21 protein-coding genes are annotated in these 18327 nt (G+C 64.6%); 9 read left to right on the top strand and 12 right to left on the bottom strand.

Annotation, left to right across the window (positions count from 1 at the left end; all coding sequences use genetic code 11):
• Positions 1 to 29 precede the first annotated feature (29 nt).
• Entirely contained in the window at positions 30 to 1304 is a 1275-nt protein-coding gene (gene hisS, locus AC01FP_RS05750; RefSeq protein ID WP_474478825.1) for a histidine--tRNA ligase, read from the top strand.
• Positions 1305 to 1395: 91 nt separating this feature from the next.
• Positions 1396 to 2229, top strand: a complete 834-nt coding sequence (locus tag AC01FP_RS05745) for an LpxI family protein (protein WP_474478823.1) — start codon at positions 1396 to 1398, stop codon at positions 2227 to 2229.
• Here the strand turns inward: AC01FP_RS05745 and hisB are convergent.
• The 3 genes from hisB to fabI all read right to left on the bottom strand — a co-directional run bounded on the left by hisB (position 2226) and on the right by fabI (position 3912).
• A complete protein-coding gene (gene hisB / locus AC01FP_RS05740; protein WP_474478821.1) occupies positions 2226 to 2831 on the bottom strand; it encodes an imidazoleglycerol-phosphate dehydratase HisB in 606 nt (201 codons plus the stop codon). The genes AC01FP_RS05745 and hisB overlap by 4 nt on opposite strands.
• A gap of 69 nt (positions 2832 to 2900) precedes the next feature.
• A complete protein-coding gene (locus tag AC01FP_RS05735) occupies positions 2901 to 3125 on the bottom strand; it encodes a hypothetical protein (RefSeq protein ID WP_474478819.1) in 225 nt (74 codons plus the stop codon).
• 4 nt (positions 3126 to 3129) lie between these two features.
• Positions 3130 to 3912 carry an enoyl-ACP reductase FabI gene (gene fabI, locus AC01FP_RS05730; RefSeq protein ID WP_474478817.1) on the bottom strand — a complete coding sequence of 261 codons (783 nt, stop codon included), beginning with the start codon at positions 3910 to 3912 and terminating at the stop codon, positions 3130 to 3132.
• 26 nt (positions 3913 to 3938) lie between these two features.
• On the opposite strand from fabI, the gene AC01FP_RS05725 reads away from it, so the two are divergent.
• On the top strand, positions 3939 to 4784 hold the full coding sequence (locus AC01FP_RS05725) for an FAD-binding domain-containing protein (RefSeq protein WP_474478839.1): 846 nt from the start codon (positions 3939 to 3941) through the stop codon (positions 4782 to 4784).
• Positions 4784 to 5248, top strand: a complete 465-nt coding sequence (locus AC01FP_RS05720) for a hypothetical protein (RefSeq protein ID WP_474478815.1) — start codon at positions 4784 to 4786, stop codon at positions 5246 to 5248. The genes AC01FP_RS05725 and AC01FP_RS05720 overlap by 1 nt, the downstream gene beginning before the upstream one ends.
• On the opposite strand, the gene AC01FP_RS05715 is transcribed toward AC01FP_RS05720, so the two are convergent.
• Positions 5157 to 5699: a hypothetical protein gene (locus tag AC01FP_RS05715; protein ID WP_474478813.1), complete on the bottom strand. Its 543-nt coding sequence runs from the start codon at positions 5697 to 5699 to the stop codon at positions 5157 to 5159. The genes AC01FP_RS05720 and AC01FP_RS05715 overlap by 92 nt on opposite strands.
• Positions 5700 to 5839: 140 nt before the next feature.
• On the opposite strand from AC01FP_RS05715, the gene AC01FP_RS05710 reads away from it, so the two are divergent.
• Positions 5840 to 7048, top strand: a complete 1209-nt coding sequence (locus AC01FP_RS05710; RefSeq protein WP_474478810.1) for a DegT/DnrJ/EryC1/StrS family aminotransferase — start codon at positions 5840 to 5842, stop codon at positions 7046 to 7048.
• Here the strand turns inward: AC01FP_RS05710 and AC01FP_RS05705 are convergent.
• The 3 genes from AC01FP_RS05705 to folK are packed head-to-tail and all read right to left on the bottom strand — an operon-like array spanning position 7027 to position 9736.
• A complete protein-coding gene (locus AC01FP_RS05705) occupies positions 7027 to 8487 on the bottom strand; it encodes an FAD-binding domain-containing protein (protein ID WP_474478807.1) in 1461 nt (486 codons plus the stop codon). The genes AC01FP_RS05710 and AC01FP_RS05705 overlap by 22 nt on opposite strands.
• A gap of 27 nt (positions 8488 to 8514) precedes the next feature.
• Complete coding sequence (locus tag AC01FP_RS05700) at positions 8515 to 9075, bottom strand: NUDIX domain-containing protein (RefSeq protein WP_474478804.1); 561 nt, start codon at positions 9073 to 9075, stop codon at positions 8515 to 8517.
• 43 nt (positions 9076 to 9118) lie between these two features.
• Positions 9119 to 9736, bottom strand: a complete 618-nt coding sequence (folK, locus tag AC01FP_RS05695) for a 2-amino-4-hydroxy-6-hydroxymethyldihydropteridine diphosphokinase (RefSeq protein ID WP_474478802.1) — start codon at positions 9734 to 9736, stop codon at positions 9119 to 9121.
• Here folK and bchD point away from each other — a divergent pair.
• Entirely contained in the window at positions 9727 to 11817 is a 2091-nt protein-coding gene (bchD, locus tag AC01FP_RS05690) for a magnesium chelatase ATPase subunit D (RefSeq protein ID WP_474478799.1), read from the top strand. The two genes, folK and bchD, sit on opposite strands and share 10 nt — an antisense overlap.
• On the opposite strand, the gene AC01FP_RS05685 is transcribed toward bchD, so the two are convergent.
• Both AC01FP_RS05685 and AC01FP_RS05680 read right to left on the bottom strand, forming a co-directional pair.
• Positions 11804 to 12685: an MlaD family protein gene (locus AC01FP_RS05685; RefSeq protein ID WP_474478796.1), complete on the bottom strand. Its 882-nt coding sequence runs from the start codon at positions 12683 to 12685 to the stop codon at positions 11804 to 11806. The two genes, bchD and AC01FP_RS05685, sit on opposite strands and share 14 nt — an antisense overlap.
• A gap of 4 nt (positions 12686 to 12689) precedes the next feature.
• Positions 12690 to 13448: an ABC transporter ATP-binding protein gene (locus AC01FP_RS05680; RefSeq protein ID WP_474478793.1), complete on the bottom strand. Its 759-nt coding sequence runs from the start codon at positions 13446 to 13448 to the stop codon at positions 12690 to 12692.
• A gap of 225 nt (positions 13449 to 13673) precedes the next feature.
• Between AC01FP_RS05680 and AC01FP_RS05675 the strand changes: the two genes are divergently transcribed.
• On the top strand, positions 13674 to 15005 hold the full coding sequence (locus tag AC01FP_RS05675; RefSeq protein WP_474478790.1) for a gluconeogenesis factor YvcK family protein: 1332 nt from the start codon (positions 13674 to 13676) through the stop codon (positions 15003 to 15005).
• Here the strand turns inward: AC01FP_RS05675 and AC01FP_RS05670 are convergent.
• Genes AC01FP_RS05670 through ndhC form a run of 3 tightly spaced genes read right to left on the bottom strand, consistent with a single transcriptional unit; the run spans position 15002 to position 16687 of the window.
• On the bottom strand, positions 15002 to 15577 hold the full coding sequence (locus tag AC01FP_RS05670) for an NAD(P)H-quinone oxidoreductase subunit J (protein WP_474478787.1): 576 nt from the start codon (positions 15575 to 15577) through the stop codon (positions 15002 to 15004). The genes AC01FP_RS05675 and AC01FP_RS05670 overlap by 4 nt on opposite strands.
• Before the next feature lie 20 nt (positions 15578 to 15597).
• Complete coding sequence (locus tag AC01FP_RS05665) at positions 15598 to 16320, bottom strand: NADH dehydrogenase subunit K (RefSeq protein ID WP_474478784.1); 723 nt, start codon at positions 16318 to 16320, stop codon at positions 15598 to 15600.
• 4 nt (positions 16321 to 16324) lie between these two features.
• Entirely contained in the window at positions 16325 to 16687 is a 363-nt protein-coding gene (gene ndhC / locus AC01FP_RS05660) for a photosynthetic/respiratory NAD(P)H-quinone oxidoreductase subunit C (RefSeq protein WP_106632246.1), read from the bottom strand.
• Between the two features lie 92 nt (positions 16688 to 16779).
• On the opposite strand from ndhC, the gene AC01FP_RS05655 reads away from it, so the two are divergent.
• Both AC01FP_RS05655 and AC01FP_RS05650 read left to right on the top strand, forming a co-directional pair.
• Entirely contained in the window at positions 16780 to 17223 is a 444-nt protein-coding gene (locus AC01FP_RS05655; protein ID WP_474478781.1) for a rubredoxin, read from the top strand.
• Between the two features lie 38 nt (positions 17224 to 17261).
• Complete coding sequence (locus tag AC01FP_RS05650) at positions 17262 to 18257, top strand: photosynthesis system II assembly factor Ycf48 (protein WP_474478838.1); 996 nt, start codon at positions 17262 to 17264, stop codon at positions 18255 to 18257.
• Positions 18258 to 18327: the final 70 nt, after the last annotated feature.

Here is an 18327-nt window from a genome sequence, read left to right as displayed (position 1 = left end):
GCAGACTCAACCAACTTGCTGCTTTTGGTTTGGCGTCGCTGCAGAGCCTGCGTGGCATGGTCGACCTGCTACCCGAGCAGATCGGCCGGTGGCAGCACTTGGAGGCCACGGCCCGGGAGCACTTTCGTTGTGCCGCCATCGCTGAGATCCGCACCCCTTTGTTGGAGGTCACCGAGCTATTTGCCCGCGGTATCGGCGAGGCGACCGACGTAGTGGGTAAAGAGATGTACACCTTCCTGGATAGGGGTGAGCGCAGCTGCACCCTGCGCCCCGAGGGCACGGCCTCGGTGGTGCGTGCGGCGATACAGCAGGGCCTGCTGAGCCAGGGGCCCCAGCGGCTTTGGTATGGCGGTCCGATGTTTCGCTACGAGCGCCCCCAGGCAGGCCGCCAGCGCCAGTTTCATCAGATCGGTGTAGAGCTGCTTGGCTTTGCCGATGCCTACAGCGACGTCGAAGCGATCGCCATCGCCTGGGACCTGCTGGCTGCGCTGGGCGTGCAGGGGTTGGCGCTTGAGCTCAACTCCTTGGGCAGTAGCGAAGACCGGGCCCGCTACCGGGAGATGCTGCTGGCCTGGCTGGAGCAGCGGCGCGATCAGCTCGATGCCGATTCCCAGGCCCGCATCGCTAGCAATCCCTTGCGGGTGCTCGATTCCAAGCATCCCGGCACTCAGGAGCTGCTGGCGGATGCTCCCAGCTTGGCCTCAGCCCTCAGCGACGACAGCCAGGCCCGCTTCGCCGCGGTGCAGCAGGCCCTCACTGCTCTGGGGATTCCTTTTGTTCTGAACCCTCGGCTGGTCCGGGGCCTCGATTACTACAGCCACACCGCCTTTGAGATCACCAGTAGCCAGCTGGGGGCCCAGGCCACGGTGTGCGGTGGCGGTCGCTACGACGGCCTGGTGCAGCAGCTGGGCGGGCCGGCCACGCCGGCGATCGGCTGGGCCTTGGGCATGGAGCGACTGGTGTTGCTGCTTAGCCAGGGGGAGGACGTTGCTTCTGAGCCTGGCCTGGATCTTTATGTGGTGAGTCGCGGCGAGGCCGCGGCTGCAATGGGACTGTCTTTGGCTCGGCGATGCAGGCTGGTGGGTCTGGCGGTGGAGCGGGATGCCAGTGGGTCGGCCTTCGGCAAGCAGTTCAAGCGGGCTGACCGCTCCGGGGCCCGCTATGCGGCGGTGATCGGCGAGCAGGAGGTGGCCGATGGCGTGGTGGGCCTCAAGGATCTACGCGCCAGCGGTGAGCAGCCCAACCAGCGGCTCACTCCTGAAGCCTTGCTCGAGGCCCTGAGTGAGGGCCTTTCGGGGCCATGACGCCACAGGACCTGTCCACCGATGGGGGCCAGGCCAGGGTGTAGGGCCTTTGACTGACTGCATAACAATCCGCGGAGCAGTTTCGGCCCTGATGGGTGATCCGACCGTCGCGATCATTGCTGGTGAAGGAGTGTTGCCTCGGATGCTCTCTGAAGCTCTTACCCGTGCGGGGCGGCCCCATATCGCCTGCTACCCCCACGGCCTGGAGGTTGAGGTGGTGGGGGCGGAGGAATTCTTTTTTGAGCGCTCGATCGCCTTCATCAAGTCGCTGCAGCAGCGCGGCATTCAGCAGATCGTGATGGTGGGCAAGTTTGTGCGGCCGCGTTCGCTCAACCTGCTGCGCTTTGAGGGCTCCACCTTGATGGCGGCGCCACGCATTCTGGCTTCGCTGCGCAGCGGCGATGACGCCTCGCTGCGGGCCTTAGCCCAGATCATCGAAGAGCACGGTCTGCGGGTGGTTGGCATTGAAGATGTGGCACCTAATTTGCTGCCGGAGCCGGGCCTGTATGCCAGCACCGTGCCCAGCGACCTTGATCGGGCCGATGTGGAGCGCGCCGCCTACATCGTGGAGGCCATTTCCCAGGTAGATGTGGGTCAAGGTGCTGTGGTGGCCAAGGGGCTATGCCTGGCAACCGAGGCTTTGCCGGGCACTGACGCCATGCTCGAGTGGGTAGCTGCCACTCGTATGGATCGGCCCGAATCCTGTCGTTCCGGGGTGCTTTACAAGGCCCCCAAGCTCAACCAAGACCGGCGCATGGATCTGCCCGGCATCGGTCCCACCACCGTGGCCAAGGCCGCGGCAGCAGGACTGGCGGGGATCGCCTGGGAAGCTCGCAGTGCCCTGCTCCTTGATGCGGAGCAAACGATGGCGGATGCGGAGCGGCTGGGGCTGTTTTTGTGGTCGCGGGAGCCTAATCAGGGCTAAGCCAGCACACCCTTGCTGCTTGGCACGGCTCCAGCGCGGCGCGGATCCATTTCCACCGCTAGGCGCAGGGCGCGGGCAAAGGCCTTGAAGCAGGCCTCGACGATGTGGTGTGAGTTGACTCCGTCCAGCTGGCGGATGTGCAGGGTGAGGCTGGAGTTGTTGGCTACGGCCACGAAGAACTCCTTCACCAGTTCGGTGTCGTAGCTGCCGATCTTCTGGGCCGGAATTGTCAGCCCGTAGCTGAGGTGGGGCCGGCCGCTGCAATCGAGCGCCACCTGCACTAAGGCTTCATCTAGTGGCGCCACAAAGTGGCCGAAGCGTTGGATGCCGCGCCTGTCGCCTAGGGCCTGGGCTAGGGCCTGGCCCACGGCAATACCCACGTCTTCGTTGGTGTGGTGGTCGTCGATGTGGATGTCGCCCTTGGCCTGGATCTCCAGGTCGATCAGGCCGTGGCTGCTGATCTGGTGGAGCATGTGGTCTAGGAAGGCAACGCCGGTGTTCACCTGGCAGTGGCCGCTGCCATCAAGCCCAAGGGTGACGCGTACGTCGGTCTCACCGGTGACGCGATGGATGGTGCCAACTCGCTCAAGGCCTGGAGGCATGGGTGCTAAGAGCGCTACAAGGCGCCGATTCTGTCTGCTCTGATCATGCCGAAGCCTGTTGCCCTTGGCTCAGGTCCAGACCGTGGCAGAGCTGGGTTGGGGCAGCTGGGCCAGGGGAGGGGCCGGCCCCAGCAGGTCGCGGTTGATCGCAGAGCAGATGTGATGCTGAGGCAGACCCAGTCGCAGAAACATCAGCCAGGCAAACAGCCACACCACCGTCGACTGAACAAGGTCACCGCTGCCGGCACGGGCCAGCAGGCGCAAAACCCCATGGCGACCCGACGCACGCTGCATCCCCTCACATCCCCGTGATGCAGTAGCCGGCATCCACGTAGAGCACCTGGCCGGTGATGCCTGAGCTGAGTGGACTGGCCAGGAAGGCCGCGGTGCTGCCTACCTCCTCCTGGGTGACGGTGCGCTGCAGGGGGGCTTTGGCTTCCACGTTGTGGATCATGTCGAGGATGCCGCCGATGGCGCTGCTGGCCAGGGTGCGGATCGGGCCGGCGCTGATGGCGTTCACCCGCACCTGTTTTTCTGGGCCTAGCTCGGCTGCTAAGTAGCGGACCGAGGCCTCCAGGGCCGCTTTAGCCACCCCCATCACGTTGTAGTTGGGGATGGCCCGCTCGGCGCCCAGGTAGCTGAGGGTGATCACACTGCCGCCTGGGTTGAAAAGGGGTTTGGCGAAGCGGCACAGAGGCGCCAGGGAGTAAGCGCTCACCTCCAGAGCCCGAGCAAAGCCCTCGGGGCTGATTGCGCTGTAGTTGCCGATCAACTCCTCTTTGCCGGCGAAGGCGAGGCAGTGCACCAGCACGTCGATCGAGCCCCACTGCTCCTGAACGCGCTCGAACACGGCTTCGATTTGGGCTTGGTCCTGCACGTTGAGGGGTTCGAACAGGCTGGGAGCCAGAGGTGCGGTTAGCTCGCGCACCTTGCCCTCGAAGCGGCCCTTCTCATCGGGTAGATAGGTGACACCCAGCTCGGCACCGGCCGCATGCAGCTGCTGGGCTATGCCCCAGGCGATCGACTTGTTGTTGGCGATGCCGGTGACCAGGGCTTTTTTGCCGCGCAGATCGAGGAGCATGGATGCAGTGGCCAGAAGCCGTAATGATGCGATTGGGCGATTCTCTCCCACCCGACGATCTGCCACGGCAGTTCGCCAATCGCAATGAGATGGAGGCGACCCTGCGCCAGCTGTTTCCCCAGGCCCCTGGTGGGTTGAGCCCGATCCAGGGTGGGCGCCGGGCCGCTGAAACGGCGCTGGCCGCCATCGATCCGCTGGCCTATGGCCGCAGCCGCAACCATCTAGGGGGAGCCGTGACGCTGCTCTCGCCCTACATCCGCCACGGCGTGCTCAGCCTGGCGGAGGTGCGTGAGGCTGTATTTACCTGGCTGGAGCGGAGCAAGCAGCCGCCGGCAGCGGCTCAAAAATTAATCAATGAGCTGGGTTGGCGTGATTATTGGCAACGGCTCTGGCGTCAGCTGGGCGATGGCATCTGGGACGACCGCGAGCCGCTCAAGACCGGTCATCCCCCTGAGAGCTACGCCGCCGCGCTGCCTGTCGACCTGCTGGAGGCCCGCACTGGACTGGCCTGCATGGATGGTTTCGTGCAGGAGCTAGAGGCCACCGGCTGGCTGCACAACCACGCCCGCATGTGGCTGGCCAGTTATGTGGTGCACTGGCGCCGGGTGCGCTGGCAGGCCGGTGCCCGCTGGTTTTTGCGGTATTTGCTTGATGGCGACCCGGCCAGCAACAACCTCAGCTGGCAGTGGGTGGCCAGCAGCTTCAGCAGCAAGCCCTACCTGTTCAACCGGGAAAACCTAGAGCGCTTTAGTAGCAGTCGCTTTTGCTGCGACTGCGCCCTGGCTGGTGCGGGTTGCCCCTTTGATGCCAGCTATGACGAGCTGCACAGCCGGTTGTTTAAGGCTGTGCCCTCCCCGCGAGGGCCTCACTAATGCTTAATCCGATCGTTTGGATTCACGCTGAGGCCCTGGCTCCTACCAACCCGGCGCTGTTAGCCCATCCGGGGGCGCCAGCGGTGTTTGTTTTCGACCGCGAAGTAATCGCCCGTCAGCAGCTCAGCCTGCAGCGTCTAGGTTTTTTGTATGAGTGCCTGCTGGAGCTGCCGGTGACCCTGCGCCACGGTGATGTGGTCGAGGAGCTACTGGCCTTTGCCCAGCGCTATGGGGCCGATGGCATATCTACCAGCCAGGCTGTTGATCCGCGTTTCAGCGCGCTGCGGGAGCAGATTGGGGCTGAGCTGCCGCTGGAAGTGCTGCAGCCCGAAGCCTTCGTGGCACTGTCCGCATCGGCGGATTTGCGTCGCTTCAGTCGCTATTGGCGCCAGGCGGAGCCGGTGCTGTGGGCTCGTGCTGGAGCAGGCGCTCCTCCTGCTCCAGCACGGCGTTGGGATCGCTGAGCAGGTCGGCTTCCTCCAGCAGCGGATAGGCCTCCGGCTTGAATTCGGTGGCGTTGCGGGGTGGCTCCAGCCAGGTGAAGGGGCTGCGGGGCGCCCGCTCTCGGCAGAGGGCTTCGCTCTGGCTGCGCAGGGCTCGGCGTACGTCGGCCCGCGCCACTGCAATGAAAAACTCCTGCCGCGGCGCTAGCCCCGAACTAAATGGTGCCGTGCCGTTGCCGTTGAACAGCCGAGCTGCATCAACATTCCAACGGGGCTTGCAGCTGCCGCTCTGGCGGGTGTCGGTATCGATCCAGATGTGCAGGCCATAGCCGTCGGGCTGGCTGACCACGGCCAGGCCGTCGTGGGGCATGCGCCGCTGCAGGGGATAAATCGCCCAGCTGGGGTGACGGTGGGCCGGCACACAGGCGCCCAGTAAGGCGGTGCCGATCAGGCTGGCAAGCGTGCTGGCCAAGGCAAGTTGTTTCCGTGCTGGGATCACTACTGATCTCCCATGGCGGTTGGGGCTGATCATGGCTTGGCCATTACCCGGCTGCACCATCAACTGGCATCCGGCCACCAAGGCGTACGACTGGGAGACGTAAGTTGCTATCCATGCAAGTGCCTCCGTTCAGCCTCAGCGAGCAGATCCAAGGGCTGGGAACAGCACTAGATCAGGCTGTTCTTGAGGTGTTGCGTAGCGGTCAATACATCGGTGGCGCCACGATTGCTCGCTTTGAGCAGGATTTTGCTGAGGCCTGTCGCGTCCCTTACGCCATCAGCTGCAACAGCGGCACAGATGCGTTGATTTTGGCTTTGCGTGGCCTTGGGGTCGGCCCTGGCGATGAGGTGATCACCGCTTCCTTCAGTTTCTTTGCCACCGCTGAAGCGATCAGCGCCGTGGGCGCTAAGCCGGTGTTTGTCGATGTCGAAGAGAGCAGTTACCTGATCGACCTGGATCAGCTGGAGGCAGCCATTACCCCTGCCACTCGGGCGTTGCTGCCTGTGCATCTGTTCGGTCGTCCTGTAGATATGGCGCGGCTGTGCGCCATCGCCGAGCGCCACGACCTCAAGGTGGTTGAAGACTGCGCTCAGGCCACCGGCGCCAGCTGGGCCGGCCGGCCTGTGGGCAGCTGGGGGGATGTGGGTTGTTTCAGCTTTTTCCCCACCAAAAATCTTGGTGCCGCTGGCGATGGCGGAGCTATCACCTGCCGGGATGGCGAGCTGGCCCAAACCATCCGGGAGCTGGCGGTCCACGGCATGCCCCGCCGTTATCTCCACACAGCTCTTGGATACAACAGTCGCCTCGACGCTATGCAGGCGGCGGTGCTCAACGTCAAGCTCCCCCACCTGCCTCGCTGGCTGGAGTGCCGTAGCGCCATTGCCAAGAACTACCGCGAACATCTGGCCGGGTTGCCCTCAGTGGCCTTGCCTGAGCCTGGCCCGGAAGGCCACAGCTGGAATCAGTTCGTGCTGCGCGTGCCCCGCTGCGCTGCTGCCCAAGCCTGCGCTGCTGCCGGTGTCTCCTGTACGCCGGCTGCCGATAGCGCCAGCTTTGGCTTGCCGGAGGCTTGCTGCCGTGACTGGCTCAAGCAGCAGCTCCAGGAGGCCGGTGTCAGCACGATTATCTACTACCCAATCCCGATCCACCGCCAGCCGGCCTACGACGAGCTGGGCTACGGGCCCGGATCGCTGCCGGTGACCGAGCGGCTCTGCACCGAAGTGTTAAGCCTGCCGATCTTTCCAGAGCTCAGTAGCGAGCAGCAGCAGCGGGTGGTTGAGGTGCTGCGCTCTGTAGTGGCTCAGCCCTTGATAGTGGCGTAAAGCGCCTTGAAGCGGGCCTGCTGGATCTTGTGGTTCACCAGAGGTGCCGGGTAGCCTCGGCGCTCCAGCGGGGCTATCTCCCCACTGATCAGGTCGCGGGTGGCCACGTGCCGCAGCTCCGGCAGCCAGGTGCGGATGTAAGTGCCATCGGCATCGAATTTGGAGGCCTGGGTGGCCGGGTTGAAGATGCGCAGCGGTTTGGGGTCCATGCCGCTGCTGGCGCTCCACTGCCAGCCGCCGTTGTTGGCGGCCAGGTCGCCATCCACCAGCCGGGCCATGAAGGCCGCTTCGCCCCAGCGCCAGTCGCAGATCAGGTCTTTCACCAAAAAAGAGGCCACTATCATGCGGCAGCGGTTGTGCATCCAGCCGCTGGTGTTGAGCTGGCGCATGGCCGCATCGATGATCGGCATGCCGGTGAGACCGTCTCGCCAGGCCTCAAACCAGCCCTGGTCGTTTTCCCAGGGGAAGGCGCGCCACTGGGGCCGGTAGGGCCCATCCGCCAGCTCCGGGAAGTGGAATAGGGCCTGCTGGTAGAACTCGCGCCAGGCCAGCTCCTGCTCCCACACCTGGATGGAGTGGCGCTCCTCGTCGCTGCGGGCCAGCTGCAGGGCCAGCTGGGCGGCGGCCCAGGCCTGGCGCGGGCTGAGCGTGCCGAACTTGAGGGCGGCGCTGAGTCCTGAGGTGCCCGCCTCAGCGGGCAGGTTGCGCCCTGGTTCGTAGCCCAGCAGGGGGATGGCGCGGCCAGCGCCGTCGCAGAAGGCTGCCAGTTGCTGCAGGGCCGCCTTTTCGCCAGGGCGACAGGGGCAGAGCTCGGCGCCGGAGAAGCCGTGCTCCAGTTCGGGGCTCACCAGTGGCAGCCCGCTGAGCTGGGCGGAATCGCAATCCATCAGGGCGCTCGGCGCCGGCAGGGGATCCAGGCCACCCGAGGTTGCTGTGCCGGCAGCCCTCGCCTCCTCCACCCAGCGGCGCCAACTGCGCCAGTAGGGCCCGTAGACCCGGTAGGGCTCGCCGGCGCCGGTTTTGATGGCCTCCGGCGCCACCAGTAGCTGGTCCCAATCGGCCAGCACCTTGCGCCCCTCCGCCTGCAGCGCCCGCGCCACCCGCCGATCGCGCTCGCGCCCGAAGGGTTCCACGTCCCGGTTCCAGGCCACCACCTCAGCGCCTAGGGCGGTAGCCAGGCGGGGCAGTAGCTCGGCGGGGTCGCCGCTCAGGATCACCAGCCGGCTGCCGGCCTGCTGCCAGGCCTGCTGCAGCTCCCGCAGGCTCTCAGACAGAAACCACAGCCGCGCCGGGGCCATGCTGGGCTCCGACAGGATGGCGGGATCCAGCACGAACACCCCCGTCACCGCTGGAGTGGCGGCGGCGGCCGCCGCTAGGCCCCGGTTGTCGCTCAGGCGCAGGTCGCGGCGATGCCAGAAAAGCCAGCGGGGTGGAGTCATCAGATCGCTCCCAACGGATTACACCTCTCAGAGGCCAAGCAGTTGCTTGGCCCGCAGCCAGCCAGTGACGCTCTTGCCATCGAGGTACTCGTCGCCGCTGGCCAGGGCCGCGTCTAGTTCGCCGGGCTCCATCAGCAGCACCTCCAGATCCTCGTCGTCGTCGCCGGCGGGGGGCTGGGCAAGGGGCGTCAGCTCGCGGGCCAGAAACAGGTGGATCACCTCGTCGGAGTAGCCCGGGCAGGGCAGCATTGCCCCCAGCGGATCCCAGCGGCTGGCGCTGTAGCCGGCCTCCTCCTGCAGCTCCCGCTGCATGGTGCTGAGGGGATCTTCACCCTCATCGAGGGTGCCGGCCGGAAATTCCAGCAGCCGGGTGGCCACGGCGAAGCGGTATTGGCGCAGCACCACAATTCGGCCGTCCGCGAGCACCGGCACGGCCAGGGAGGCGCCGGGGTGGCGGATCAAGCCAAAAGTGCCCACCACGCCCATCGGCAGCTCGACGCGGTTGACCTCAAAGCGGATCTTGCGGGCATCGAGCACCGCGGTGGTTTCCAGGTGCCGCGAGGGCTCAGGAGCGGGGAGGGGCGCCATGGCTGGGCTTGTCGCGGGTCGGTGGGGCCAGCATCGCGCAGGGCTACCCCAGCTGCTCGGGCCAGCCGGGTCTGCCAGCCAGCGCTATCACCGCGCACCCAGGTTCTGGGGCCAGGCCTGCCAGGGCAGCCAGCGGCGCCAGCACAAAGTCTCGCTGCCGCCAGAGCGGGTGGGGCAACTGGAGGCGGGGGGTGTGACAGTTCAGATCCCCCCACCAGAGCAGGTCGAGGTCGAGGCTGCGGGGGGTCCAGCGCGCTTGGCGCTCCCGGCCGAACTCTTGCTCCAGCGCCTGCAATTGCTCCAGTAGGGCTTCGCCGGCTGCTGCCCTTGCCCCATCAGCTCCCAGCCCTGCCACCAGGCCGTCCACCACTAGGACCGCATTGATATAGGGCGGCTGGCCTGGGGGGCCGCCCACCGGTTCGGTCTCAAACAGTGGAGACCAGCGCAAGGCGGTGGGCTCCGAGCTGAGGCCCTGGCCCCACTTCCGCAGGCATGCTTCGAGCAGGGGCCGCACGGCGATCAGGGTGGCGATCGGGCTGCCGCAGTGGCTGGGCAGGTTGGCGCCTAGGGCGATGGCCAGGGTTGCCGCTTCACTGCCTCTGGGCTGATCAGCGAGACTGGCTGGCACGTGAATCGAGTCCTGGCCCTCCCATGGTTGCAAGCGGAGTTGCCAGCAGGGCCTTTCCCCTCGCCGCCATCACCGGCCACGGCACCTTGAAGCTGGCCCTGCTGCTGGCAGCGGTGGATCCGGGCCTGGGCGGGGTGGTGATCGCCGGTGGTCGGGGCACCGGCAAATCCGTGCTGGCCCGCGGCCTCCATGCCCTGCTGCCACCGATCGATGTGCTCAATGTCGGCGGCCAGACCCCCAACATCGACCCCCAGCGCCCCGACGACTGGGATGTCGCCACCTGCGCCCGGCTGACCGAGCTCGGCGCCGACCCCAGCGGCGCCGACCCCAGCGCCCTGTTGCCTACCGCAGTGGTGCCGGCGCCCTTTGTGCAGGTGCCGTTGGGCATCACAGAAGACAGGCTGGTGGGCTCGGTCGATGTGACGGCTTCGCTCACCAGTGGCCAGGCTGTTTTTCAGCCAGGGCTGCTGGCCGAGGCCCACCGGGGTGTGCTCTACATCGATGAGTTCAACCTGCTCGACGACAACGTCACCAACCTGTTGTTGGCGGCCGTAGGCAGTGGCGAAAACCGGATCGAGCGGGAGGGCCTCAGCCTCAGCCACCCCTGTCGCTGCCTGCTGATCGCCACCTTCAATCCTGAGGAGGGACCGGTGCGCGATCACCTGCTCGATCGCTTCGCCATCTGCCTAAGTGCCAATCAGGTGCTGGAGCTTGAGCAGCGGGTTGAAATCACCCGCTCGGCGATGGATCAGGCCGAATCCAGCACCGACTTTGGTGCGCGTTGGCAGGAGGAAACCGATGCCCTGGCCACCCAGCTGCTGCTGGCGCGGCAGTGGCTACCGGATGTGCAGATTGCCCGCGAACAGATCGTTTATCTGGTGAATGAGGCGTTGCGGGGTGGGGTCGAGGGCCATCGCAGCGAGCTCTATGCCGTGCGGGTGGCCCGGGCCCATGCAGCCCTTAGCGGCCGCGATCGAGTCGAGGCCGACGACCTTCAAGTGGCAGTGCGCCTGGTGATTGCACCTCGTGCCCTGCAAATGCCGCCCCCCGATCCCGACCAGCCTCTGGAGCCGCCGCCACCACCGCCGCCGCAGGGGGAGCAGCCGCCGGAGGAGCCCGAGCCGCCCGAGAACGAGCAGGAGCCGGAGGAGGACTCGGACGACAACGACAACGAAGACGACCAGGAGGACGACAGTCCCGAAGAGCAGGCCCCGCCCCAGGTGCCTGAGGAGTTTCTGCTGGATCCGGAGGCCGTCGCCATCGACCCTGACCTGCTGCTGTTCGCCTCGGCCAAGGCCAAGAGCGGCGGCAGTGGCAGCCGGGCTGTGGTACTCAGCGATTCTCGCGGCCGTTACGTGAAGCCGATGCTGCCCCGCGGCCCGGTGAAGCGCATTGCTGTCGATGCGACCCTTCGGGCCGCAGCGCCTTACCAGAAATCACGCCGCGAACGGGAGCCCCATCGCAAGGTGATCGTGGAAGACGGTGACCTGCGCGCTAAGCAGCTGCAGCGCAAGGCCGGTGCCCTGGTGATCTTCCTGGTGGATGCCAGCGGCTCGATGGCTCTCAACCGCATGCAGAGCGCTAAGGGGGCCGTGATCCGCTTGCTCACCGAGGCCTACGAAAATCGCGACGAAGTCGCCCTGATTCCTTTCCGCGGCGAGCAGGCCGAGGTGCTGCTGCCCCCCACCCGCTCGATCACCGCTGCGCGCCGGCGCCTGGAATCCATGCCCTGCGGCGGTGGGTCACCCCTGGCCCACGGGCTCTCCCAGGCCGCCCGCGTGGGGGCTAACGCCCTGGCCACGGGCGATCTGGGCCAGGTGGTGGTGGTGGCGATCACCGATGGCCGCGGCAACGTGCCCCTCAGCCGCTCCCTGGGTCAGCCCCAGCTGGAGGGGGAGGAGCCGGTGGACCTCAAGGAGGAGGTGAAGCAGGTGGCGAGCAAATACCGGGCTCTCGGGATCAAGTTGCTGGTGATAGATACAGAGCGCAAGTTCATTGGCAGCGGCATGGGTAAGGACCTAGCCCAGGCGGCTGGTGGCAAGTATGTGCAGCTGCCTAAGGCCAGCGATCAGGCCATTGCTGCCATCGCAATGGAGGCGATCAACGGGTTTTAGCTGTCGGGTAAAGCTCGTCAAAAAACTTGCCCAGGCCTACAGCCACGCTGCGGATGCCGTCCATGAAGAGGGGATCATCCGTGAGCTTGGTTACATCACCGCCGACCGCATTCCACTTTGCCGTGAGCTGCTCGGCGTTGCTGACGGTGGCCTGCAGATCCTGCAGGGTTTTTGGATTGTCTAGGGCGGCGATCACCCGGTTCAGGTGGGCGCTGCTGCTGTTGAGATTTGTGATCGTTGGTTGGGCTGCCCTCACCGTTGATTCGAGTTCTTTTGCCAGTGCTTGGCCGTCCTTCATGAAATTGGATGTGTCCTTGGCGGTGCGATCGAAGCTGCTGGCGGCGGTTGAGACCTTGCTGAGCAGTTGCATCTGGTCTGTTTCAACCAGCATCTTGTGCATCAAGGTGGTCACGCTGGTGAGACTTGGCCCCTGAATTCCCTCGATGGTGGCGCCATTGCAGATGGCTACGGCCTTGTTGCAGGCCTTGGAGCGTGGGTTGGCAGAGCCTGGCGGCAAGGGCGGACCGCTGCTGATCAGCGCGACTTCGGCTTCACCCCCAAGTAAGGAGGCTTCGCCGATTTCCGCCCTGGTTGGCTGCGCCAGATTCAGATCGGCATGGTTGATTTCCAGCTCGGCAACCACCGCCTGGGGTGTCACGGTTACGCGCCGTACGCTGCCAACCAAAACCCCTCGATAGGTCACAGGTGAGCGCTCTGCCAGGCCAGAGGCTTCGGCAAAGCTGGCTTTGACGCTCCAGTTTTGCCGGCTCAGGGAGATGCCGCGTAACCAGAAGGAAAGCCCTACGGCACTGCTGATTGCGGCTAACAGGGAGAAGCCGACGATTGCTTCTCGGATACTGCGGCGCATGGATTCAGTGCTCTACAGGTTGCATAGGTCCGCGCAGGCTACCGCTCCTGAACTGCACCACGTACGGATCGCTGCAGCTGCGGTATTCCTCAACCGTGCCGTTCCAGCGGAACTGGCCGTCGTAGAGCAGCACAACCCGTTCCGCTGAGCGTTCGATGGTGCTGTGCACATGGCTTACCACCACAGAGGTGGCGCGTGCCACATCGGTGGTGCGCACGATCAAATCTTCAATGCGGGTGCAAGCCATTGGATCCAGGCCGGCTGTCGGCTCGTCGAATAGCAGCAGGGGCATCTGATCATCTGGCTTGGCTGGGTCGTCGATCAGGGCCCGGGCAAAGCTGACTCGCTTTTGCATACCGCCGCTGAGCTCCGCAGGCATCTGCTCCTCTATGCCCTGAAGCCCTACCGCATGCAGTGCTGCTCCCACTCGCTGTCGAATGTCCCGTTCAGCCAGCTGGCCGTGGCGATAAAGCAGGAAGCCGACGTTTTCACGAACTGTCAGGGAGCCGAGCAGGGCCGGGTTCTGAAACACCAGCCGCACGTCTGGGGGCTGGCGCTGGTCTAAGCGTAGGTAGGTCTGTGGGATGCCATGCAGGCTCAAGCTGCCGCTGCTGGGCAGCTGCAGGCCGGCCAGCAGACGCAGGATGGTCGACTTGCCCGCCCCCGAAGGGCCTACCACCACCAGACGCTCGCCGGCGGCGAGGTGCAGATTCACCTGCTCCAGAACTCTGCGGCTGCCCCAGCGCACGCTGAGGTCGTCCATTGCAGCTAGCGGTGGTGCGGAAGAAGCCAGGGAAGGCCTTTGAAGAAGGATTCCATCCTGGCCCTTTGCGGCGCCGATAGCTCTCCGTAAAGTTCAGCCAGTTGCGGCAGCGTCCTCACCCCCCTTTTGCGCTCTTCTGCTCCACTTTCCCGATTACGGCGCTCCCGCCGACCACTGCCGAAACCGGGTTGGCTGGGCCGCGGCGATCTGCGCCAGAAGGACCTGATGAGTCGCTCCCGGCGGGCGGCCCGCTGGCTGCAGCCCGGTTTGGTGGTGAAGCGCTGGGTGCTCACCTCGGGGCTGGGGTTGTTGGTGGCCCTGCTTGGCGCGGCGGTGTGGGCGGATCTGCAGCCGATTTATTGGATGCTCTCCAGTATTCAGTGGCTGCTGGCTCAGGTCACCGGGGTGTTGCCCCGCAAGTTCACGGGCCCGTTGGTGTTGCTGGTTGGGGCTGTGCTGATCTGGCTGGGCCAGAGCCGTAGTTTTGGCTCCATCCAGCAGGCCTTGGCTCCAGAAAAAGACACATTGTTAGTGGATGCCCTGCTGGCTCAGCGGCGCCTCAACCGCGGTCCAAGCATCGTTGCCATTGGCGGCGGCACCGGTCTTTCCACCCTGCTCAGTGGACTAAAGCGCTACAGCAGCAATCTCACGGCCATCGTCACGGTGGCTGATGACGGCGGTAGCAGCGGGGTGCTGCGGCGGGAGCTGGGCGTGCAACCACCCGGCGACATCCGCAACTGCCTGGCGGCGCTCGCTCGGGAGGAGCCCCTGCTCACTCGGTTGTTCCAATACCGCTTCAAAGCTGGTAGCGGCCTGGAGGGCCACAGCTTCGGCAACTTATTCCTTTCAGCTCTCACCGCGATCACTGGCAATTTGGAATCGGCAATCACAGCCAGCAGCCGGGTGTTGGCTGTGCAGGGTCAGGTGGTGCCCGCCACCAATGCCGACGTGCGTTTGTGGGCCGAGCTTGAGAACGGCGAACGGATCGAAGGGGAGTCGAAGATCGGTAACGCCTCCAGCCCAATCGTGCGGCTGGGCTGCACGCCCGAGCGTCCCCCGGCCCTACCCCGAGCCCTGGAGGCCATCGCCAATGCAGATCTAATTGTGCTGGGCCCCGGCAGCCTCTACACCTCGCTGCTGCCCAACCTGCTGGTGCCCGAACTGGTGGAGGCCATCCGCCGCAGCAAGGCACCGCGCCTCTACATCTGCAACCTAATGACCCAGCCGGGCGAAACCGATGGGCTCGACGTGGAGGGCCATTTGCGGGCCCTTGAGGCCCAGTTGGCCAGCCTTGGGGTGGAGGAGCGACTGTTTACCTCTGTGCTGGCCCAGGAAGATCTGGGCGATTCCGCCTTAATTGAGCACTACCGGCACCAGGGCGCTGAGCCGGTGGCCTGTGATACGCGCCAGCTGCGCCGCCAGGGCTACGAAGTGATGCTGGCACCGCTCCAAGGGGCAAGGCCTACGGCCACGTTGCGCCACGATCCCCGCAGCGTCGCTCTAGCGGTGATGCGGTTTTTCCGTAATCACCAGCGGGGCAGCGGTTCCGCTTCTTAGTAGGCGTCCTGCATTTCGTAGAAATCGGGCTGCACGTAGTCCTTGCGCATCGGAAAGCCTTTCCAGTCTTCCGGCATCAACAGCCGCTTGGGATGGGGGTGGCCAGCAAACTGAATGCCATACATGTCGAAGGTTTCCCGCTCCTGCCAGTCGGCGCCGCGGAATAGGCCATAGAGAGTGGGAATGGTGAGATCGCCGTCGCGCTTCAGAAACACTTTGAGCCGCACTTCTTCAGGAGCTTCGCCAGGGGGCATCACCCCAGCAGTACAACGATCTGACAGGACTGCCAGCTTGACCAGGTTGTAGAAGCTCACCAGCCGGCCACCGGCTCCTTCGTCGTAGCCCCCTTGGCATTGCAAGTAATCGAACCCTTGGCTTTTGAGGGCTGTAGCGATTACGGGCAAAAACACCGCTTCCACGCCGATCATTTCGATGCCGAGATGGTCGCGGCCAAGCGCAACATGATCGAACCCCTGGCTGCCAAGCCAGCTGCCAACCGCGCCTGGAGCTGGGGTTTCAAGCGCCGAACTGCTGGCGTCGTCGCCGGCGTTGGTTTGGATTGCGTCAGGCATAGAGGGGGTGGAGGTGGTGCTCAGGCTTCGGCTGGTGCAGGGATGGCCGCAGCTGGTGCGGGCATGGGCAGGGAGCTGGCGGCGGCTAGGGCCTGCCTTTGAGTTTCGGCGGCTAGGTATTGGCCATTCACGATCGGGGCCACCGCTTTCATCTGGTGGGAGACAGTGCAGTAGCGGTGAGATTGCTGCAGATTGCCGCGCTCGACCAAGGCTTCGTTGCCTACCTTTTTACGTAGCTTGATCACCGCATCAAAGATTGCTTCCGGGCGAGGAGGGCAGCCGGGCAGGTAGAGATCAACGGGAATCAACTTGTCCACGCCCCGCACGGCGGTGGTGGAATCGGCGGAAAACATGCCGCCGGTGATGGTGCAAGCGCCCATGGCGATCACATATTTCGGCTCCGGCATCTGCTCATAGAGACGTACCAGGGCAGGGGCCATTTTCATGGTCACCGTGCCGGCCACGATCAGCAAGTCTGCCTGGCGTGGACTGGAGCGGGGCACTAGACCAAAGCGGTCGAAATCGAAGCGGGAGCCAATCAGGGCAGCAAATTCGATGAAGCAGCAAGCCGTGCCATAAAGCAGGGGCCAGAGACTCGAGAGGCGCGCCCAGTTGTGAATGTCATCCAGGGTGGTGAGGATGACATTTTCGGAGAGATCCGAGGTGATGGTTGGCGTGCCAACCGGGTTGCAGCTAGCCGCCCGCAGATCCTTTAAAGCTTCTATGGAGGGTGTGTTGGTCATGGGTTCAGCTCCACTCAAGGGCGCCTTTGCGCCAGGCGTAGGCGAGGGCCACTACCAGGATGGCGATGAAGATAAGGGCTTCGATAAAGGCAAGCAGGCCAAGGCGGTGGAAGGCCACGGCCCAGGGGTAGAGGAAAACGGTCTCCACGTCAAAGATGACGAAGACCAGGGCAAACATGTAGTAGCGGATATTGAATTGAATCCAGGCGCCGCCAATCGGCTCCATGCCCGATTCGTAGGTGAGCTCGCGCTCGCCTTTGCGGCTCTGGGGTGACAGCAGTTTGTTGGCCAGCAACGCCAGCACTGGCACCGCCGCCGAAATCAGCAGGAAGCCAACAAAAGCGTCGTAGCCGGAGAGCACGAACATCCGAGCCATACCAACCTGCCGGGCAGTCTGGCATCTGTGCCCGGGCCCTGGGGTGGCACCGATAAAGTGACTGCACCACCTGAGGCCCAGGGATGAGTTCTGATCAAGTGCCTGGGCCCCAGCCCGATGCCAGCGAACCCAGCGAGGTCATTGAGGCGGAGCCAGGCCCCCAAGCGGAAGCGGCCGTGTCAGTTGATCCATCAGTTGACCCAGGGGAGGATCCAGATACACACCGCTTTGAATGCCGCAGCTGCGGTTTCGTCTACGACCCGGCTGAGGGGGTGCGCAAGCTGGCCATCGCCCCCGGCACGCCCTTTACCCAGCTTGATCCGATCGGCTTCCGCTGCCCCGTCTGCCGCAGTCGGGTTGGGGCCTTTAAGGACATCGGGCCCCGCAACAAGCCCAGTGGCTTCGAAGAAAACCTCAACTTCGGGTTGGGCGTCAACAGGCTCACCCCAGGCCAGAAGAATGTGTTGATCTTCGGGGGCTTCGCTTTGGCTTTTGCCTTCTTCCTCTCCCTCTACTCCCTGCGCTGATGACCAGTCTTCCCCTGTCCCTCCAGCTTCAGGCCCTAATGCGGCCCTTGCTGAGGCCCCTAGTGAGCTTGCTGCTCGTTGCTGGGCTGGGCTTTGGCCTGTCTGGTTGTGTCACCACCGGGTTGCCTGTGGCAGCCGCAAGTCCCTGGCAAGCGGTGCCCTTGGCCACCAAGGCCAATCCCCTGGATGTGGCCTTCACCGATGACCGCCACGGCTTTCTGGTGGGTAGTAACAGGCTGATCCTCGAAACCAACGATGGCGGTGCCAGCTGGGCTGAGCGGGCCCTTGATCTGCCGGAAGAGGAAAATTTCCGTTTGATCAGCCTTGATTTCCGCGGCGATGAGGGCTGGATTGCTGGCCAGCCTGGTTTGTTGCTGCACACCACGGACGGCGGCCAAAACTGGAGCCGTCTTTTCCTAGATACCAAGCTGCCAGGCGAGCCGTACCTGATCACGGCCCTGGGGCCAAATCAGGCCGAGCTGGCCACCAACGTGGGCGCGATTTATCAAACAAGCGATGGCGGCACCAATTGGCAAGCCGATGTGGATGACGCTGCCGGGGCCGTGCGGGAGCTGCGCCGCTTTAACGATGGTCGTTATGTAAGCGTTAGTGGCCTGGGCAACTTCTTCTCCACTTGGAAGCCGGGGGATGGCACCTGGCAGCCCCACCAACGGATGAGCAGCCAGCGGCTCCAGTCGATGGGCTTCCAGCCCGACGGCTCCCTCTGGATGTTGGCCCGGGGAGCCCAGATCCGCTTCAACCCAGATGCCAGCAACGTTGAGGAGTGGGGCAAGGCGGTGGTGCCGATCACGAATGGCTTCGGTTATCTCGACATGGCCTGGGCTCCTGATGGCTCGATCTGGACCGGAGGCGGCAGCGGCACCTTGTTGATCTCCAGCGATGGGGGCAAAAGCTGGCAGAAAGATCCGGTGGGCGCCCAGCAGCCCTCCAACTTCACTCGCATCAGCTTCAAGTCAGATGGCAAGGGCTTCGTGCTGGGTGAACGGGGATCCCTGCTGCGTTGGGTGGGCTGATCCCGCCCCGTCTGGCTGCTGCGGCCGCCAACTTCTGTAACCAAGGGGCCATTCCGGCCCCGTCCTCCCC

The sequence above is a fragment of the Cyanobium sp. NIVA-CYA 375 genome, from assembly GCF_056108345.1.
Note: the sequence above shows the minus strand (reverse complement) of the source record. Positions and strands in the feature narration are given on the sequence as shown.

What these genes read in the sequence shown, in the direction of transcription:
- ndhC (WP_106632246.1), bottom strand. Translation starts at nt 16,687, where the DNA reads ATGTTCGTGCTCTCCGGCTACGACGCTTTTGTTGGCTTCCTGCTGATT.
- AC01FP_RS05700 (WP_474478804.1), bottom strand. Translation starts at nt 9,075, where the DNA reads ATGGCGCCCCTCCCCGCTCCTGAGCCCTCGCGGCACCTGGAAACCACC.
- AC01FP_RS05735 (WP_474478819.1), bottom strand. Translation starts at nt 3,125, where the DNA reads ATGCAGCGTGCGTCGGGTCGCCATGGGGTTTTGCGCCTGCTGGCCCGT.
- AC01FP_RS05685 (WP_474478796.1), bottom strand. Translation starts at nt 12,685, where the DNA reads ATGCGCCGCAGTATCCGAGAAGCAATCGTCGGCTTCTCCCTGTTAGCC.
- AC01FP_RS05710 (WP_474478810.1), top strand. Translation starts at nt 5,840, where the DNA reads ATGCAAGTGCCTCCGTTCAGCCTCAGCGAGCAGATCCAAGGGCTGGGA.
- AC01FP_RS05720 (WP_474478815.1), top strand. Translation starts at nt 4,784, where the DNA reads ATGCTTAATCCGATCGTTTGGATTCACGCTGAGGCCCTGGCTCCTACC.
- fabI (WP_474478817.1), bottom strand. Translation starts at nt 3,912, where the DNA reads ATGCTCCTCGATCTGCGCGGCAAAAAAGCCCTGGTCACCGGCATCGCC.
- AC01FP_RS05655 (WP_474478781.1), top strand. Translation starts at nt 16,780, where the DNA reads ATGAGTTCTGATCAAGTGCCTGGGCCCCAGCCCGATGCCAGCGAACCC.
- AC01FP_RS05725 (WP_474478839.1), top strand. Translation starts at nt 3,939, where the DNA reads ATGCGATTGGGCGATTCTCTCCCACCCGACGATCTGCCACGGCAGTTC.
- AC01FP_RS05745 (WP_474478823.1), top strand. Translation starts at nt 1,396, where the DNA reads ATGGGTGATCCGACCGTCGCGATCATTGCTGGTGAAGGAGTGTTGCCT.
- AC01FP_RS05675 (WP_474478790.1), top strand. Translation starts at nt 13,674, where the DNA reads ATGAGTCGCTCCCGGCGGGCGGCCCGCTGGCTGCAGCCCGGTTTGGTG.
- AC01FP_RS05665 (WP_474478784.1), bottom strand. Translation starts at nt 16,320, where the DNA reads ATGACCAACACACCCTCCATAGAAGCTTTAAAGGATCTGCGGGCGGCT.
- bchD (WP_474478799.1), top strand. Translation starts at nt 9,727, where the DNA reads ATGGTTGCAAGCGGAGTTGCCAGCAGGGCCTTTCCCCTCGCCGCCATC.
- AC01FP_RS05705 (WP_474478807.1), bottom strand. Translation starts at nt 8,487, where the DNA reads ATGACTCCACCCCGCTGGCTTTTCTGGCATCGCCGCGACCTGCGCCTG.
- AC01FP_RS05650 (WP_474478838.1), top strand. Translation starts at nt 17,262, where the DNA reads ATGCGGCCCTTGCTGAGGCCCCTAGTGAGCTTGCTGCTCGTTGCTGGG.
- AC01FP_RS05670 (WP_474478787.1), bottom strand. Translation starts at nt 15,577, where the DNA reads ATGCCTGACGCAATCCAAACCAACGCCGGCGACGACGCCAGCAGTTCG.
- AC01FP_RS05680 (WP_474478793.1), bottom strand. Translation starts at nt 13,448, where the DNA reads ATGGACGACCTCAGCGTGCGCTGGGGCAGCCGCAGAGTTCTGGAGCAG.
- hisB (WP_474478821.1), bottom strand. Translation starts at nt 2,831, where the DNA reads ATGCCTCCAGGCCTTGAGCGAGTTGGCACCATCCATCGCGTCACCGGT.